The organism is Blautia sp. BIOML-A1 (assembly GCF_009883055.1).
Lineage (GTDB): Bacteria > Bacillota > Clostridia > Lachnospirales > Lachnospiraceae > Blautia_A.
The window spans coordinates 1-16,639 of record NZ_WWVR01000027.1 but is presented as its reverse complement, the minus strand read 5'-3'; the positions used below and the strand labels follow the sequence as shown (position 1 = coordinate 16,639).

At 45.7% G+C, this 16,639-nt stretch carries 15 protein-coding genes; 14 read left to right on the top strand and 1 reads right to left on the bottom strand.

The features are described 5' to 3' along the window. Positions 1–2: 2 nt before the first annotated feature. Positions 3–653 (top strand): glycerol-3-phosphate 1-O-acyltransferase PlsY, encoded by a 651-nt coding sequence (gene plsY / locus GT674_RS11980; protein WP_161285913.1) that lies wholly within the window; start codon positions 3–5, stop codon positions 651–653. 16 nt (positions 654–669) lie between these two features. Beyond that, positions 670–1,677 carry an NAD(P)H-dependent glycerol-3-phosphate dehydrogenase gene (locus tag GT674_RS11975; RefSeq protein WP_161285912.1) on the top strand — a complete coding sequence of 336 codons (1,008 nt, stop codon included), beginning with the start codon at positions 670–672 and terminating at the stop codon, positions 1,675–1,677. A gap of 163 nt (positions 1,678–1,840) precedes the next feature. Here the strand turns inward: GT674_RS11975 and GT674_RS11970 are convergent, their stop codons facing one another. Beyond that, positions 1,841–2,668: an aldo/keto reductase gene (locus tag GT674_RS11970; protein WP_279286412.1), complete on the bottom strand. Its 828-nt coding sequence runs from the start codon at positions 2,666–2,668 to the stop codon at positions 1,841–1,843. 402 nt (positions 2,669–3,070) lie between these two features. On the opposite strand from GT674_RS11970, the gene GT674_RS11965 reads away from it, so the two are divergent. The 12 genes from GT674_RS11965 to GT674_RS11910 form a co-directional block, all read left to right on the top strand. Continuing rightward, positions 3,071–3,475, top strand: a complete 405-nt coding sequence (locus tag GT674_RS11965) for a cobalt transporter (RefSeq protein ID WP_161285911.1) — start codon at positions 3,071–3,073, stop codon at positions 3,473–3,475. A 57-nt stretch (positions 3,476–3,532) separates the two neighbouring features. Beyond that, positions 3,533–3,718 carry a CooT family nickel-binding protein gene (locus GT674_RS11960; RefSeq protein WP_161285939.1) on the top strand — a complete coding sequence of 62 codons (186 nt, stop codon included), beginning with the start codon at positions 3,533–3,535 and terminating at the stop codon, positions 3,716–3,718. A gap of 75 nt (positions 3,719–3,793) precedes the next feature. Then, complete coding sequence (locus GT674_RS11955; protein ID WP_161285910.1) at positions 3,794–4,564, top strand: ATP-binding protein; 771 nt, start codon at positions 3,794–3,796, stop codon at positions 4,562–4,564. A gap of 248 nt (positions 4,565–4,812) precedes the next feature. Continuing rightward, a complete protein-coding gene (cooS, locus tag GT674_RS11950; RefSeq protein ID WP_161285909.1) occupies positions 4,813–6,705 on the top strand; it encodes an anaerobic carbon-monoxide dehydrogenase catalytic subunit in 1,893 nt (630 codons plus the stop codon). A gap of 43 nt (positions 6,706–6,748) precedes the next feature. Next, positions 6,749–7,522 carry an ATP-binding protein gene (locus GT674_RS11945; protein WP_161285908.1) on the top strand — a complete coding sequence of 258 codons (774 nt, stop codon included), beginning with the start codon at positions 6,749–6,751 and terminating at the stop codon, positions 7,520–7,522. 17 nt (positions 7,523–7,539) lie between these two features. Then, on the top strand, positions 7,540–9,669 hold the full coding sequence (gene acsB, locus GT674_RS11940) for an acetyl-CoA decarbonylase/synthase complex subunit alpha/beta (protein WP_161285907.1): 2,130 nt from the start codon (positions 7,540–7,542) through the stop codon (positions 9,667–9,669). Positions 9,670–10,040: 371 nt separating this feature from the next. Continuing rightward, positions 10,041–10,982 (top strand): acetyl-CoA decarbonylase/synthase complex subunit delta, encoded by a 942-nt coding sequence (gene acsD / locus GT674_RS11935; RefSeq protein WP_161285906.1) that lies wholly within the window; start codon positions 10,041–10,043, stop codon positions 10,980–10,982. 25 nt (positions 10,983–11,007) lie between these two features. Then, positions 11,008–12,354 (top strand): acetyl-CoA decarbonylase/synthase complex subunit gamma, encoded by a 1,347-nt coding sequence (acsC, locus tag GT674_RS11930; RefSeq protein ID WP_161285905.1) that lies wholly within the window; start codon positions 11,008–11,010, stop codon positions 12,352–12,354. A gap of 79 nt (positions 12,355–12,433) precedes the next feature. Further along, positions 12,434–13,222: a carbon monoxide dehydrogenase/acetyl-CoA synthase methytransferase subunit gene (acsE, locus tag GT674_RS11925; protein ID WP_161285904.1), complete on the top strand. Its 789-nt coding sequence runs from the start codon at positions 12,434–12,436 to the stop codon at positions 13,220–13,222. A 135-nt stretch (positions 13,223–13,357) separates the two neighbouring features. After that, positions 13,358–15,286: a corrinoid activation/regeneration protein AcsV gene (acsV, locus tag GT674_RS11920; protein WP_161285903.1), complete on the top strand. Its 1,929-nt coding sequence runs from the start codon at positions 13,358–13,360 to the stop codon at positions 15,284–15,286. 77 nt (positions 15,287–15,363) lie between these two features. Next, positions 15,364–16,077 carry a DUF3786 domain-containing protein gene (locus GT674_RS11915; RefSeq protein WP_161285902.1) on the top strand — a complete coding sequence of 238 codons (714 nt, stop codon included), beginning with the start codon at positions 15,364–15,366 and terminating at the stop codon, positions 16,075–16,077. Positions 16,078–16,160: 83 nt separating this feature from the next. Then, on the top strand, positions 16,161–16,639 hold a 479-nt coding region (locus GT674_RS11910), incomplete at its 3' end, for a formate--tetrahydrofolate ligase (RefSeq protein ID WP_161285901.1).

The following is a 16,639-nucleotide window of genomic DNA, read 5'->3' as shown; positions in this document are numbered from 1 at the left end:
AAATGACAGAACGTTTGGTATCTCTTCTGATTGGTTATATTTTTGGGCTGTTTCAGACATCCTATATTATTGGAAAAATGCATAAGACAGACATCCGCGAGCATGGAAGCGGCAATGCGGGAACCACCAATGCCCTCCGTACCTTTGGCAAGAAGGCCGGTGCCATGACACTTCTTGGCGACTGCCTGAAATGTGTACTGGCGATCGTGGTTGTACGTCTCTTTTTTCGAAATTCTGCGTCAGACATTCTGCCGCTGCTTGCAATCTATGCGGCAGCAGGATGTGTCCTCGGACACAATTTCCCGATAAATCTGGGATTCCGCGGCGGCAAGGGAATTGCTGCCTCCGTGGGATTTCTGCTTGCTTTTGACTGGAGATTGTTTGTTCTGTGTGCGGTTGTATTCTTTGTGATCTTTGCCCTGACACATTATGTTTCTCTGTGTTCGCTGACTGCTTATCTGGTTGCGCTGATCGCACTGATCGTGCGTGGTGAAAATGGCGGATATGGAATGAACCCTTCACATACGCTGGAAATGTATGTGGTGATGGCTTTTCTGACCTGTCTTGCGTTCTGGAGACACAGGGCTAATATTGTGAGGCTGGCACACGGAAAAGAAAATAAAGTATTTCTTGGAAAATCAAAGAAAGGTTAAATGGTAGGTAGGATATATGGCAAAAATCAGTGTACTGGGAGCAGGAAGCTGGGGAACTGCACTTTCTATTCTTCTGAGCAATAACGGACATGAGGTGCGTCTCTGGTCAAGATTTCAGGAAGAGGTAGATGCTCTGAGGGAAACAAGAGAGCTTACTTCCAAGCTTCCGGGAGTACATATCCCGGAGGATATTGATATTACAGCAGACCTGAAAGACTGCATCGAAACAGCAGAAGTGCTTGTGCTGGCCGTACCGTCTCCGTATATCAGAAGCACATCAAAACTGATGGCACCTGATGTAAAGAAAGGGCAGATCATTGTCAATGTTGCCAAGGGAATCGAAGAGAACACACTGATGACGATGACAGATATCATCAGTGAAGAAATTCCGGCAGCAGCTGTATATGTGCTTTCCGGACCGAGTCATGCGGAAGAGGTGGGAAGAGGAATCCCGACCACCTGTGTGATCAGCGGGCCTGAGCGGGAAACAGCTGAGTATCTTCAGGGGATTTTTATGAGTCCAGTATTTCGTGTATATACGACACCGGATATGCTTGGGGTAGAGCTTGGCGGCTCTCTTAAGAACGTGATCGCTCTTGCAGCAGGAACAGCAGACGGACTTGGTTATGGTGACAACACGAAGGCGGCACTGATCACAAGAGGGATTGCCGAGATTGCACGTCTTGGAACAAAGATGGGAGCGCGCATGGAAACTTTCGGAGGACTTACCGGGATCGGTGATCTGATCGTAACCTGTGCGAGTGTTCACAGTCGTAACCGTAAGGCAGGTTACCTGATCGGACAGGGCTATACCATGCAGCAGGCAATGGATGAAGTCAAGATGGTTGTGGAAGGCGTTTATTCTGCCAAAGCAGCCAAAAGTCTTGCCGAGAAATATGGGGTAGAAATGCCGATTATCATGGAAGTCAACGAAGTCCTGTTTGAAAACAAGCCGGCGGCAGATGCAGTCAGAGATCTGATGCTTCGCGACAAAAAGGTGGAAACACCGATGCTTCCGTGGTAAAGAACAGTATAAAGACAGAATAGATGGCTTTATCAGAAGATAAGCTATATAAGATTTGAATAACAATAAAAGCCGATGAGACAGTTGTAAGTTCTGCTCATCGGCTTTTGACGTGCTGTGTGATCCTGACAGAAATCATATCGGAATATCGCAGACAAAACTATCAGAAAACAATATCCCGCAGATCCTCCGGAATGCTGGCACTGTGGAAGTTCTCGTTAAGTGTATCAAGAAGATCCATATCTTCCTGCTCGATCTCAAAGTCAAAAATCCGTGCATTGGAAGCAATGCGGTCCGGATGAACGGATTTCGGAATAACGGAGATTCCCTTCTGGACGGCCCAGCGAAGACCGACCTGTGCAGGAGTATGTGCATACTTTGTGCCAAGGACGCAGAGAATATCATTATCCAGATAAGCACCTCGTGCCAGAGGGGCATAGGCCTGCACCTGGATCCCATTTGCCTGACAGTATTCAATAAGCTCCTTCGGATAACAGAGAGGATGACATTCAATCTGATTTACCGCAGGGACAATACCGGATACCTTGCGGAGCTCTTCGAGATGACGAATCTCAAAATTGCTGACACCGATAGAAAGGGCACGGCCGGATTCGAGGAATTTCTCCATTTCCTTCCAGGTGCTCAGATAACAGCCCGGAACCGGCCAGTGAATGAGATAAAGATCAATGTAATCAAGACCGAGGCGATCCAGACTTCGCTGAAAAGCACCATCGACATCTCCGAGACGCTGAGCGTTGTTCCAGATCTTGGTGGTTATGAACAGATCCTTCCTCGGAATGCCGCACCGTGCAATGCCGCGTCCGACATTCTCTTCGTTTTTATATGCAGAAGCGGTGTCAATCAGACGATAGCCATTCTTTACTGCTGCGGCAATGGCATTCTCAGCTTCATCATCGGCAGTTGCTTTATATAAACCAAGTCCCAGAAGCGGCATGGTTCTGTCGTTATTTAAGAATACGGAAGTAGTCAAAGTGTATCCTCCTTGCTTGCTTTTTTGAAAATTTTTATATATTATAACATGAAAATGTGAAAGAAGAACATCAAATATATTAAAAATTTGATACAGTATGTGCAAAAAGCTAGGAAATAATGAAATATAAACAACGTTAAAAAAAAGACATATGCGTTATTTATGTAACAACTAAAACAACAAAATGACTTGAAAAAACGTAAAAAAAAGAATGCCTAACCTCTTCGTTTTTGTGGAATTTTTCATATTATCTCCTTGATAAACGAGAAAAAAAGATGTATAATAAGTTTAATTGATAAATTCTTGTCATAAGTTTGTTACGTTTAAGACAGAATATCTGCCTGTGAACGTGGGAAACAATAAACGGAGGGACAGGAATTCGTGCAGAAAGGAGCAGACACAATGCACTTGATCAAAGATGAAAACGGAAATCTTGTCCAGCACGGACATGAGCATACAGAGGGACATACCCATGAACACACACATGCGGACGGTGTGACCCATACACACTCCCATTCTCATGGAGATGGCGAGCATGCACATACCCACGAAGGCGGATGTGCAGACCAGAGTCACTGCGGTTCCTGCGAAGGCGGAGACTGCAAGAAAGAAACCATCGCACTTCTGACTTATATGTTGCAGCATAACGAGCATCATGCGGCAGAACTCGATCAGATGGCAGACAACCTGGAGAAGATGGAGCTTACAGGCTCAGCCAGAACGATCAGAGAAGCTGTGGCAGATTTCCAGAAGGGTAATATGCGCTTGGGACTTGCCCTGACTCTTGTTAAGGAAGAAATGAAATAATACTATGTAACAGCAGCAATACTGAATGACACAACACAACAGAAAGGGATGACTTATATGTGTCTTGCAACGGTATATAAAGAAAGCGATAATTCTGTTATTTTCAAAAATGTATCCAGAATTGACGTAGATGGAAATAAACTGATCCTCAGAGATATCATGGGTGATGAGCGTGTTGTAGAGGGACGTATCCTCATGGTAGATCTGGCTAACAGCATTGTAAAGCTTTGCTGTGAAGACTGAACGCAACAGATGATGCAGCTAAAAGGCAGCTGCACGGAAATAAAAGCGGAAATTGAGTAGGAGGCACTCTTTAATATGGCACATGTGATTGCCGTCGCCGGTAAAGGCGGCGTAGGTAAAACTACTTTATGCGGGATGCTGATCCAGTATCTCTGCGAACAGGGCAAAGGGCCGATCCTTGCAGTGGATGCGGATGCAAACTCCAACCTGAATGAAGTCCTCGGAGTTAAGGTTGACACAACTCTCGGCGACGTACGTGAGGAGATTGCACAGGCAGAGATCGCAAAGGAAAGTCCGATCCCGAAAGGAATGACCAAGGCAGATTATGCCGAAATGAGATTTGAGGATGCACTGGTTGAGGAGGATGATTTTGATCTGCTTGTAATGGGCAGAACGCAGGGCAAGGGATGCTACTGTTACGTAAATGGTCTTCTTCAGGCACAGCTTGCGAAATACCAGAACCATTATCCATATATTGTAGTGGATAATGAGGCGGGTATGGAACATATCAGCCGAGGTGTTCTTCCGTCCATGCAGACAGCGATCCTGGTGAGCGACTGCTCACGCAGAGGAATCCAGGCTGTCGGAAGGATCGCGAAGCTGATCGAAGAATGCAATATGAAACCGAGCACGGTGGGACTGATCGTCAACCGGGCACCGAAGGGCGAACTGAACGAGGGAATCAAGGAGGAGATCGCAAACCAGGGACTTCATCTTCTGGGTGTGGTACCTCAGGATGATGCCGTCTATGAATATGACTGTGAGGGTAAACCTACAGCAAGCCTTCCGGAGGATAATCCGGTCAAGAAAGCACTGAGAGAAATCGCCGGTAAATTAGACTTATAATTGAATCGAGTAAGTCCCCTTCTGTCACTGCAAAGAGCAGGGAGCGGCAGCTGGGAACTTACGTTTTCTCTGCTGACAAAGCGGAGAAGTATTACAGAATATGCCGGAATCTGTCAATATCCGGCAGCATTTTTTACAGGAAATAACCCATGGGCGGGGATGGGTTCTGTCTTGCGGGTTATTATATAAAACTTTATAGAAAGGTAAAAATACATGACTCATTCATGTATCATCAAAGGAGGTCTATAATGAGTGAATTCAAATTAACTACAGTGGAAGAATTTGAAGCTGCTACCAACAGACTGTTGGAAACTGGCGCAAAGGTAGGCGCAGACGCTTGGCAGCTTCGTGTAAAGAACCAGACTCCACACTGTAAGTTCGGCGAGCAGGGTATCTGCTGTCGAATCTGTGCTATGGGACCATGCCGTATCACACCTAAGGCTCCGAGAGGTATCTGCGGATGTGACGCACATGGTATCGTAGGAAGAAACTTCCTGAAATTCACAGCAGGCGGTGCAGCAACTCATTCTGATCACGGTCGTGAGATCTGCCACACACTGTACTGTGCAAAAGAAGACGGAAACTATAAGGTAAAAGACCCTGAGAAACTGCTTCGTATCGCAAAAGAATGGGGCGTAGAAACAGAAGGAAAAGATATCTATGATCTGGCTCATGAGATGGCTGAGATCGGTCTGATGGAATATGGTAAACCATTCGGATATCAGAGATTCCTTGACAGGATGCCTGCAGGACAGAAAGAAAAACTGATCGAGAACGAAATCGCACCTCGTGCTATCGACCGTGAGGTTGCAAGTTCCATGCATATGGCTCATATGGGATGTTCTTCCCTTCCGGAAGCACTTGTAAAACAGTCCCTTCGCTGCGGTATGGCTGATGGATGGGGCGGTTCCATGATGGGAACAGAGTTCTCTGACGTGCTGTTCGGAACTCCGAAGCCGATTGATACAGAAGCTAACCTTGGTGTAATGGTTGAAGAAAACGTAAACATCGTTGTACACGGCCATGACCCGAGCCTTTCTGAGATGATCTGTGAATATGCAGACAGCAAAGAAATGATCGATTATGCAAAATCCGTAGGAGCTAAAGGAATCACAGTTTCCGGTGTATGCTGTACTTCAAACGAAGTAGCTATGCGTCGTGGTGTTCCGATGGCTGGTAACTTCCTGCAGCAGGAAAACGTAGTACTGACAGGTGCCTGCGAAGCAATCGTAGTTGACGTTCAGTGTATCTTCCCTGCATTAGGACCTCTGAGCAAATGCTTCCACACCAAATTTATCACAACTTCTCCGATCGCTCAGATGCCGGATTCTGAATTTATCAGATTCAACGCTGAGACAGCAGGAGAAAACGCAAAAGCAATCGTTAAGATGGCTATCGATAACTTCAAGAACAGAAAACCAGAGCTTGTACATATCCCGCAGCTGAAACAGAAAGCTACTGTTGGTTACTCCGTAGAAGCAATCCTTAAAGTTCTTGACGGTGTTACAAACTCTCAGGTTGATGTAACAGGAACAACCAAACCGTTACTTGAGTGCATCACTTCCGGCGTTATCCGTGGTGCTGTTGCTATGGTTGGATGTAACAACCCGAAGATCCGTCCTGACTACGCACATATCGAATTAATGAAGAAATGTATCGCAAACGATATCATCATCATCGCTTCCGGATGTTCTGCACAGGCAGCTGCAAAAGCTGGTCTGATGGACAAATCCGCAAGAGAACTCTGCGGTGCAGGTCTGAAACGTGTCTGTGAACTGGCTGATATCCCGCCGGTACTCCACATGGGATCCTGTGTAGATATCTCCCGTATGATGATCCTGGCTGCAGAACTTGCAAAAGATTCAGGACTTCAGATCAATCAGCTTCCGGTAGTCGGATGTGCTCCTGAGTGGATGTCTGAAAAAGCTGTATCCATCGGTAACTACGTAGTAGGTACTGGTATTGATACCTTCCTTGGTGTTGATCCATATGTTTCCGGTTCTTCAGAGATGGCTGAACTTCTTACAGAAGGAACAAGAAAATGGACAGGTGCTGCTTACACAGTAGAAACTGATATCGAGAAATTAGTTGATCTGATGATCGAAAGAATTGAAGAAAAGAGAACAGCATTAGGAATCTAATCTGCTGTAATCTAAAATTGTAATAAAAGGTGGATGACATAAAATGAAAATAGCAGTTACAGGAAAAGGCGGCGTAGGCAAAACTACTTTTGCAGCAACGCTCGCGAGGTTGTATGCAGCAGAGGGCAGACCGGTACTTGCAGCAGATGTGGATCCGGATGCAAATCTTGGCCTGGCGCTGGGATTTGATGAAGAAACACTGGATTCTATCGTGCCGATCTCCAAAATGCGTAAGCTTGTGGAGGAACGTACAGGAGCAACTGCAGGAAATCAGTTCTATCATCTGAACCCAAAGGTAGACGATATTCCGGATAAATACGGTAAGGTCTGCAACGGCGTACGGCTCCTTGTCCTGGGAACTGTCGAGACAGGCGGCGGCGGATGTGTATGTCCGGAGCATGTAATGCTGAAACGTATTATTAACAATCTGGTGTTGAGAAGAGAAGATGTGGTGATTCTTGATATGGAAGCCGGCCTGGAACATCTCGGCAGAGGAACCACAGAGGGAGTTGACGCATTTATCGTAGTGATCGAACCGGGTGCAAGAAGTGTACAGACATACAAAAATGTCAAGCGTCTTGCCAGTGACCTTGGAGTAGCACAGGTTAAGGTTGTGGCAAACAAGGTCAGAAACACAGAGGATGAGGAATTTATCCGTTCCAGAATCCCGGCAGAAGACCTTCTTGGCATACTCCATTATAATACGGAGGTTATCGATGCTGACCGTCAGGGTAAATCCCCTTATGATTTCAGCGAGACTGTAACAGCAGAAATCACAAAAATAAAAGAAAAGATTGATCAGAATTCAAGTCTTTAAAAACAGGAGGTATTAACGTGACTTTATTTGATAGAGTATTCAGCGGAAACGATGCTGTATATGGTTTAACAGAGGGTGCTATCGATGGAGCAATCGCTAAATTTGGCGAAGACAAAGCTGTCAGCTTCCCGAACACCGCATACAGCCTTCCTTGTTACTACGCTGTAACAGGAACAAAAGTTACAACATTAAAAGAATTAAAAGAAGCTCTTGGCGTTGTTAAAACTCTGATGACAAGAGAAAAAAGATTAAATGATGCATTCATGTCAGGTGTTGCTACAGCACTCTGCGCAGAGTTCATCGAAGTTCTGAAATATCTCGATGGTGCAGTACCATACGAAGAACCATGCTACGGACATCTTGCAGATGCTGTGATCCGTGAGCTTGGTGTACCGCTTGTAACAGGAGATATCCCTGGTGTAGCTGTAATCCTCGGATCTGCTCCGTCCGTAGAAGAAGGTGTTGCTCTTGTTAAGAGTTATCAGGCGCAGGGTATCCTGGTAACACTGGTTGGCGGAATCATCGACCAGGTTGCAGAAGCAGGAATGAAGACAGGCGCAAACGTACGTGTTATCCCGCTTGGCAAAGACGTTACAGCAGTTATCCATGTAGTATCCGTAGCACTTCGTGCAGCCCTGATCTTCGGTAACGTAACACCTGGAGATGCAGGCACACTGATGAAATATACAATGGACCGTGTACCGGCATTCGTTAACGCATTCAAACCTCTGGATGACGTGATCGTAGCTTGTGGTGCAGGTGCCATCGCACTTGGATTCCCGGTAGTTACAAACGAAACAGAGAATATCTTCCGTGTACCGAAGAGCCTGATCGTTCAGGAAGACGTAAGCAAATTCAATGCTACATCTCTTGAAGCACGTGACATCAAGATCAAGATCACAAACATCGATATCCCGGTTTCCTTCGCATCTGCATTCGAAGGTGAGATCATCCGTCGTAAAGATATGCAGGTTGAATTCGATGGTTCCCGTGTAGACTGTGCAGAGCTTGTACAGACCTGTGATGCTTCTGAAATTGAAGACCACAAGATCACAGTAGTCGGACCGGAAGTAGATGACATGGAACTTGGAAGCAAGAACAGCATCGCATATATTGTTAAAGTTGCAGGCAAGAACATGCAGCCAGACTTTGAACCGGTTATCGAGCGTAAATTCCACAACTACATCAACTGCATCGAGGGTGTATACCATACAGGACAGCGTGATATGCAGCGTATCCGTATCAGCATTGATGCATTCAACGCAGGATTCAAGATCAAACACATCGGTGAAGTTCTTTACGCTTCTGTTAAAAATGAGTTTGACGCAGTTGTTGACAAATGCGAAGTTGTTATCTATACAGATCCGGCAGAATGTACAAGAATCCGTCATGAAGTTGCAATCCCGATCTTTGACAAACGTGATGAGCGTCTTGATACTCTGACAGACGAATCTGTAGATGTATACTACAGTTGTATCCTCTGCCAGGCATTCTCTCCGAGCCATGTCTGCGTAGTAACACCAGAGAGACTTGGTCTTTGCGGTGCTGTTTCATGGCTGGATGCAAAAGCTACTCATCAGCTTGATCCTAATGGACCTTGCCAGGTAATCACAAAAGAACGTCCGATCGATGAGAACCTTGGTTCTTACGAAGACGTTGATGAAGCAGTTCAGAAATTCTCACAGGGTGCTCTGGAGCACGTTACTCTGTACTCCATTATGCAGGACCCGATGACATCCTGTGGATGCTTCGAATGTATCTGTGGTATCGAGCCATTCTCCAACGGTGTTGTTATCGCAAACCGTGAGTATGCTGGTATGACACCACTTGGTATGACCTTCCCTGAAATGGCTTCTATGACAGGCGGCGGTGTTCAGACTCCTGGATTCATGGGACATGGAAAACATTTCATCTCCTCCAAGAAGTTCATGAAGGCCGAGGGCGGTATCGAACGTATCGTATGGATGCCGAAGGAACTGAAAGAATTCGTTGCTGACCGTCTGAATAAGACAGCTCAGGAACTCTACGGAATCGAAAACTTCACAGATATGATCGGTGATGAGACCGTAGCAGAAGATCCGGAGACACTGGTAGCATTCCTTACCGAAAAAGGCCATCCGGCACTTGCAATGGACCCAATGATGTAAACCCCTCGAGGGCCAGGAGTGCTTGCACTCCTGACCCGGGGGTTTAACCTTGAAATTCGAATCGCAGCGTAAAGTTGCGTAAGCAACGGGCTGAGAGAGAATTTTAAGGTTCACGCAGGAAAATTCAGAGTTTATCTGAAACTCGAATCGCAGCGTAAAGTTGCGTAAGCAACGAGCTGAGAGAGAGTTTTAAGGTTTACGCAGGAAAATTCAGGGTTTATCTCTGTGACAGTGCAAGTCGTTTGCACAGGTAACTATTTTTGATATATTTTTAACATAAATACGCCATGTTACTTGTAACTGGTAATTTTATGTAGTATAATGCTATATGCAATTTGAGTAATTAATAATTAAGAGGAGGCTTATGAGAAATGCCGTTTAATCAGAAACCACAGAAATTTAATGCAAAGATTAACGCTGTCACAATCGGAAGCGGAGATAAGACTGTGACAATCGGTGGAGAAAATTCTTTCCCGTTCTATACTTTTGATGCACCAACAGAGAACACAGCCAAAATTGGTGTTGAGATCTCTGACCTTGGACTGGATGAATTCTCTGAAGGCGTAAAAGCTTATTATGAAGGAGCTACTACAATGGCTGAGATCGCTCAGAAAGCAGCAGCTATTGAAGGAGCTGATTTTGTTGCTCTTATCCTGGATGGTGGAGACCCGAATGGAGCAAACAAATCTGTTGAAGAACTTATCGAGGTTGTTAAAGAAGTGGCAGCAGCTATCGACTGTCCACTCGTTGTAGAAGGCTGCAAGAACGTGGAGAAGGATGCGGAACTTCTTCCGAAAGTTGCAGAGGTTCTTCAGGGAAGAAATGCACTTCTTCTTTCCGAAAAAGAAGAAAACTACAAAGCAATCGGTGCAGCAGCAGGTCTTGCTTACAATCAGATCGTTGGTGCTGAGTCAGCCGTTGATATCAACCTTGCAAAACAGTTAAACGTTGTTACTACACAGCTTGGTGTTGATGCGAAGAAGATCGTTATGAACATCGGCAGTGCAGCAGCTGGTTACGGATATGAGTACGTAGTTTCCACTATGGACCGTATCAAAGGTGCAGCATTAGGTCAGAACGACAATATGCTGCAGATGCCAATTATTACTCCTGTATCCGCAGAAACATGGGCAGTAAAAGAAGCTACAGCTTCTGAAGCTGATATGCCTGAATGGGGATCAGCAGACGAGCGTGGAATCGACATGGAAGTTATGACTGCAGCAGCAGACCTTGCTGCTGGTTCTGATGCCGTAATCTTAAGACATCCGGAATCTGTTAAGACAATTTCCAAACTGATCAAAGCACTTGCGTAAGGAATAATAGGAGGAATAAATAGCTATGGCACTGAATGGTATTCAGATTTTTAAATTAACACCAAAGAAAAACTGTAAGGAATGTGGATGTCCGACATGTATGGCTTTCTCCATGAAAGTTGCACAGGGCGCAATGCAGATTGAGCAGTGTCCACATATGTCTGATGAAGCACTGGCTTCCCTGTCTGAGGCAACTGCTCCGCCGATGAAGACAATCAAAATCGGAACAGGCGATGCAGAGTTTACTCTCGGAGGAGAAACTGTTCTGTTCAGACACGAAAAAACATTTGTAAGCAAACCGAGATACGCTGTAGCTCTGTGCACATGCATGGATGACGCAGAGGTTGAGGCTAAACTTGCAGCAATCCCACATGTAGACTATGACCGTATCGGTGAGAGAATGCATGTAGAACTTGTATATGTAAACTGCAGCGAAGGTGCTGATGCTGCAAAATACACAGCACTGGTAGAAAAAGCAAATGGTCTGGGAAGAACTCTCGTTCTTGGATGTACAGATCCTGAAATCGCAAAAGCAGCTCTTGAAGTATGCAAGGACGGAAAACCGGTTCTCAACGGAGCAAACGCTTCCAACTATGAGGCAATGAACGCTGTTGCTACAGAAGCTGGAGTAGTTCTCGGAGTATCCGGAAAAGACTTAAACGAGCTCTATGACACCGTAGCAGCTCTTGAAAAACTTGGCAACAAGAACCTTGTTCTTGACACAACAGGCGCTGACATCAAAGAAACCTTTGCAAACACTGTACAGGTTCGTCGTGCAGCTCTGAAAGACCAGGATAGAACATTTGGATATCCGTCCATCGTAAACCTGGTTAAAATTGCCAGAGGTGATCATCATTTACAGGCAGCACTTGCTTCCGTATTCACAATGAAATACGGTTCCATCATCGTTATGGAGCAGATGACCTATGCAGAGGCACTTCCGCTGTTTGGTCTTCGTCAGAACGTTTACACAGACCCGCAGAAGCCGATGAAAGTAGAGCCGGGTATCTACCCACTCAACGGTGCAGACGAGAACTCTCTCGTTGTTACAACCGTAGACTTTGCTCTTACATACTTCGTAGTTTCCGGCGAGCTGGAGCGTTCCGGTGTTCCGCTTAACCTGGTTATCAACGATGCAGGCGGACTTTCCGTACTGACATCCTGGGCAGCTGGTAAATTCTCCAGCACCAGCATCTCTGAGTACATCAAGACAGAAGTTGAGCCGAAGGTTAAATGCCGTAAGCTCGTTATCCCAGGTAAAGTAGCAGTTCTCAAGGGCGACCTTGAAGCTAAACTTCCGGGATGGGAGATCATCGTAGGACCTAGAGAAGCAGTACAGCTTGTGAAATTCTTAAAAGATATGCAGGCATAATTGCCAACAAAATATGCCGGAGGCCGCATCAGGCTTGCCTCCGGGCATTTATAAAACTATGAAAAGGAGATACACAGGTATGGGAAAATTTGTTACAATTGGAGAGAGACTTTCCACAACAGCACCAGCAGTAAATAAAGCATTCACAGAGAGAGATCCTGAGCCGATCCTCAAAAGAGCAAAACAGCAGCTTGACGCAGGTGCTACATATCTTGATGTAAACATCGGACCAGCTGAGAATGATGGACCGGAACTGATGAAATGGGCTGTAGAGCTTCTGCAGAGCAACTTCGACAATGTTCCGCTGGCACTGGATACTTCCAACATCGCAGCTATCGAAGCTGGTATCTCCGTATACAACCGTTCCAAAGGAAAACCGATCGTAAACTCTGCCGATGCAGCAGGAAGAATCGGCTATGTTGATGTTGCAGCAGCTAACGATGCAATCGTTATCGCTCTTTGCAACGGCGAAGGAATTGCAAAAGACAATGATGAGCGTATGATGTACATGCAGACTCTTATGGAAAGAGGTATGGAGCATGGCATGGACGTTGAGAACGATATGTGGTTCGACCCGCTGTTCCTGGTTATCAAAGGAATGCAGGACAAACAGATGGAAGTTCTTGAGTTCATCAAAATGATCTCTGACATGGGAATGAAGAGCACCGGTGGTCTTTCCAACAACTCCAACGGTATGCCGAAACACATCCGTCCGATCATGGACTCCGCTATGGTAGCTATGGCTATGATGCAGGGACTTACATCCGCAATCGTTAACCCTAACGACCTGCGTCTGATGGAAACAATCAAATCCTGTGATATCATCAAAAACAACTACCTGTACGCAGATTCCTATCTGGAAATCTAATCAGTCCGACTTTTATATGGCTGTAAAGAATAAAAGGCTGGAGGCTTCGCGGCCTCTGGCTTTTTTTATAAGTCTAACTCCCAACGCCACAGGTGTGGACTATAGTATTCACGAGGCGAGAAAGGTGGTTACCATATGTTTAAGGTAACGTTTGCATTTGAAAATGGCAGTAAGGTAGAAGTATTTGCCAATGCGGGGGATAATCTGCTTGAGGTTGCACGTGGTGCCAATGTTGCAATCGATGCACCGTGTTCCGGTAATGGAGCCTGCGGAAAATGTAGGGTGCAGTTAAAAGGCGGGGAACTGGACTCAAAAAAGACACTTCATATTTCAGACGAGGAATTTGAGAAGGGATGGCGTCTTGCCTGCATGAGCAAGATCAGTGCTGACGTGGAAGTACTGGTGCCGGATATCGCTTCTGCGTACAAGAGCAGAATGAAGGTTGCCGATTTAAGTTCCAAAGAAGAAATTGCAATTTTTGAAAAAGCAAAATCTGAGGTTGAATCAACAGGTATTCAGCTGAGAAACAGTCTGGAAGTCGTAGAACTCCAGATGTCTGAGCCGACTCTGGATGATACGATGCCGGATGTTGAGCGACTGACAAGAGCACTTCGGAAATTTATGAATCTGAAAAGAATCCGGGTTCCGTATGCTGTTCTTCGTAAACTGCCGGATGTACTCCGAGCAGCGAAATTTTCGGTAAAATGTGTTGTACGTGTTACACCGGATGATATGTTTGTGTATGACATCTTTGACAGCAAAGAAGATGTTGTTATGGGCGGACTGGCAGTAGATATTGGTACAACAACTGTTTCTGCCGTACTTATCAATATGGCAACAGGAGAAATCCTTGCCAAAGGTTCCGCCGGAAACGGACAGATTCGTTATGGTGCGGATGTCATCAACCGTATCATTGAGACGACCAAACCGGGCGGAATCAAGAAACTCCAGGATGCTGTGATCAGTGAGACGATCAATCCGATGATCCACGAAATGTGCAGAAGCATTCATTTCCCGGAAGAGCAGATATATCGTATGTGCGTGGCATCCAATACAACTATGAATCATCTGTTTGCAGGGATCAATGCGGACTATCTTCGTACAGAACCGTATATTCCGGCATTCTTTAAGACAAATTCCATGTTTGCATCAGATGTGAACATTGAAATTAATAAAGACGCTCACATCATCATTGCTCCGAATATCGGAAGCTATGTGGGTGGAGATATCACTGCAGGTACTCTGGTGAGCATGATCTGGAACAGACCAGAATTTTCTTTGTTCATAGACCTTGGTACCAACGGAGAACTTGTATTTGGAAATTCTGACTTTATGATGAGCTGTGCATGCTCTGCCGGTCCTGCATTTGAGGGCGGAGATATCAGCTGTGGTATGCGTGCGACAGACGGTGCGATCGAGGCGTGCACCATCGACAAAGAAACCATGGAGCCGACCTACAGGGTTGTCGGTGATCCGGGAACCAAACCGGTTGGTTTATGCGGTTCCGGTATTATCGATGTGATCAGTGAGCTTTATATGACAGGAATCATCAATCCGAAGGGCAAATTTGTCCGGGAAGGAAAGAGAGTCCGTCATGACCATTATGGAATGGGAAGCTATGTGATTGCCTTTGAGGAGGAAGCCGGTTCTGCCAAAGATGTGGAGATCACAGAGGTAGACATTGACAACTTTATCCGTGCCAAGGGAGCAATTTTCTCAGCAATCCGCACAATGCTGTCTTCTCTGGACTTTGATGTATCCATGATCGATGACGTTTATGTTGCCGGTGGTATCGGCAGCGGTATCAATATGCAGAATGCTGTCAATATCGGAATGTTCCCGGATGTGCCGCTGGAAAAATTCCACTACATCGGAAACTCATCCCTGACTGGTGCATATCTGATGCTGCTTTCCACACAGGCAGAGAAAAAGACTTACGAACTGGCATCGAATATGACATATATGGAGCTTTCTACCGTTCCGACCTATATGGATGAATTCGTAGGAGCATGCTTCATTCCTCATACAGATGCGTCTATGTTCCCGAATGTACAGCAGAGATGATATCCTGGAAGCGTGAAGCTGTGTAATGGTGGAGCGATTCGTGGATATGACAATACTTAAAATTTTAGAGGTGAATTATGAGTTCTGACGCAAAAGACATAAAGACAAATCAGGCAGAAACTGTCGGAAATGAATCCGTGGGAGATAAATTAGGCTATGATAAAGACAGCAAAGAACGTCTTCCATGGGAACATTATCTGCAGCAGTATCAGTCCGCGGATCCGGAGGAGATCGCTCAGAGACTTGGAATTTCCTATGACAAAGAGCAGAAGCTCTTTACTCTGAAATTCCTCGGGACAGTATATTTTATTTCCTGGCCGGAATTTGAGATTACCCACGAAGCAGATGATATGGGATTCTACCCTCTGGAAACTATGGTGTATGCCAGAACTCTGACCATCCGTTTTCTGCTGAATGGTGCCGCATCGAGTGGCACCGGTAAATTCAAGACTTATCGCGAGATGCCGTGGGGAGAGGTCTACTTAAGACAGTTTGACGGCAGATGCATCAAGCGTCTGGCTTTCTCCTACGGAAACCGTATTAAGGATTTTCAGGCGATCATGGAGCATATCCACTGTGTTCCTGTAGCACATGGCGATATTGCATACCAGCTTGAAATCTTTCCGGGATATCTGGTACAGATGATCCTGTGGGAGGGTGATGATGAATTTCCACCGTCCTCACAGATCCTGTTTTCCGATAATTTCCCAGTATCCTTCCAGGCGGAAGACATGGCCGTTATGGGAGATGTGATCATCGGATCACTTAAATCCTTTGCAAAAGTGATCTGATCTTTACCATGTCAGACCTCTGAATACAAAAAGAGGGAAATCCTCATTGTATATAATAAAAATAAAACGCGGGAGGTAATATTATGGGATTCAAAAGTGACATCGAAATCGCACAGGAGTGCACAATGGAGCCGATTACCAAGATTGCAGAGAAAGCAGGTATTGATGACAAATATCTGGAGCAGTATGGTAAATACAAAGCAAAAATCGACTACAATCTTCTGAAAGAAAGTGACAAAAAGGACGGCAAGCTGATCCTCGTAACCGCGATCAACCCGACACCGGCAGGTGAAGGAAAGACCACTACAACCGTAGGTCTTGCTGATGGTATGCAGAAGCTTGGCAAGAGCGTTATGGTAGCACTTCGTGAGCCATCCCTCGGACCGGTATTCGGTGTTAAGGGCGGCGCAGCAGGCGGCGGATATGCACAGGTAGTTCCGATGGAAGACATCAACCTTCATTTTACAGGTGATTTCCATGCGATCGGTGCAGCAAACAACCTTCTTGCAGCAATGATCGACAACCATATCTTCCAGGGTAATGCACTGAACATCGACCCGAG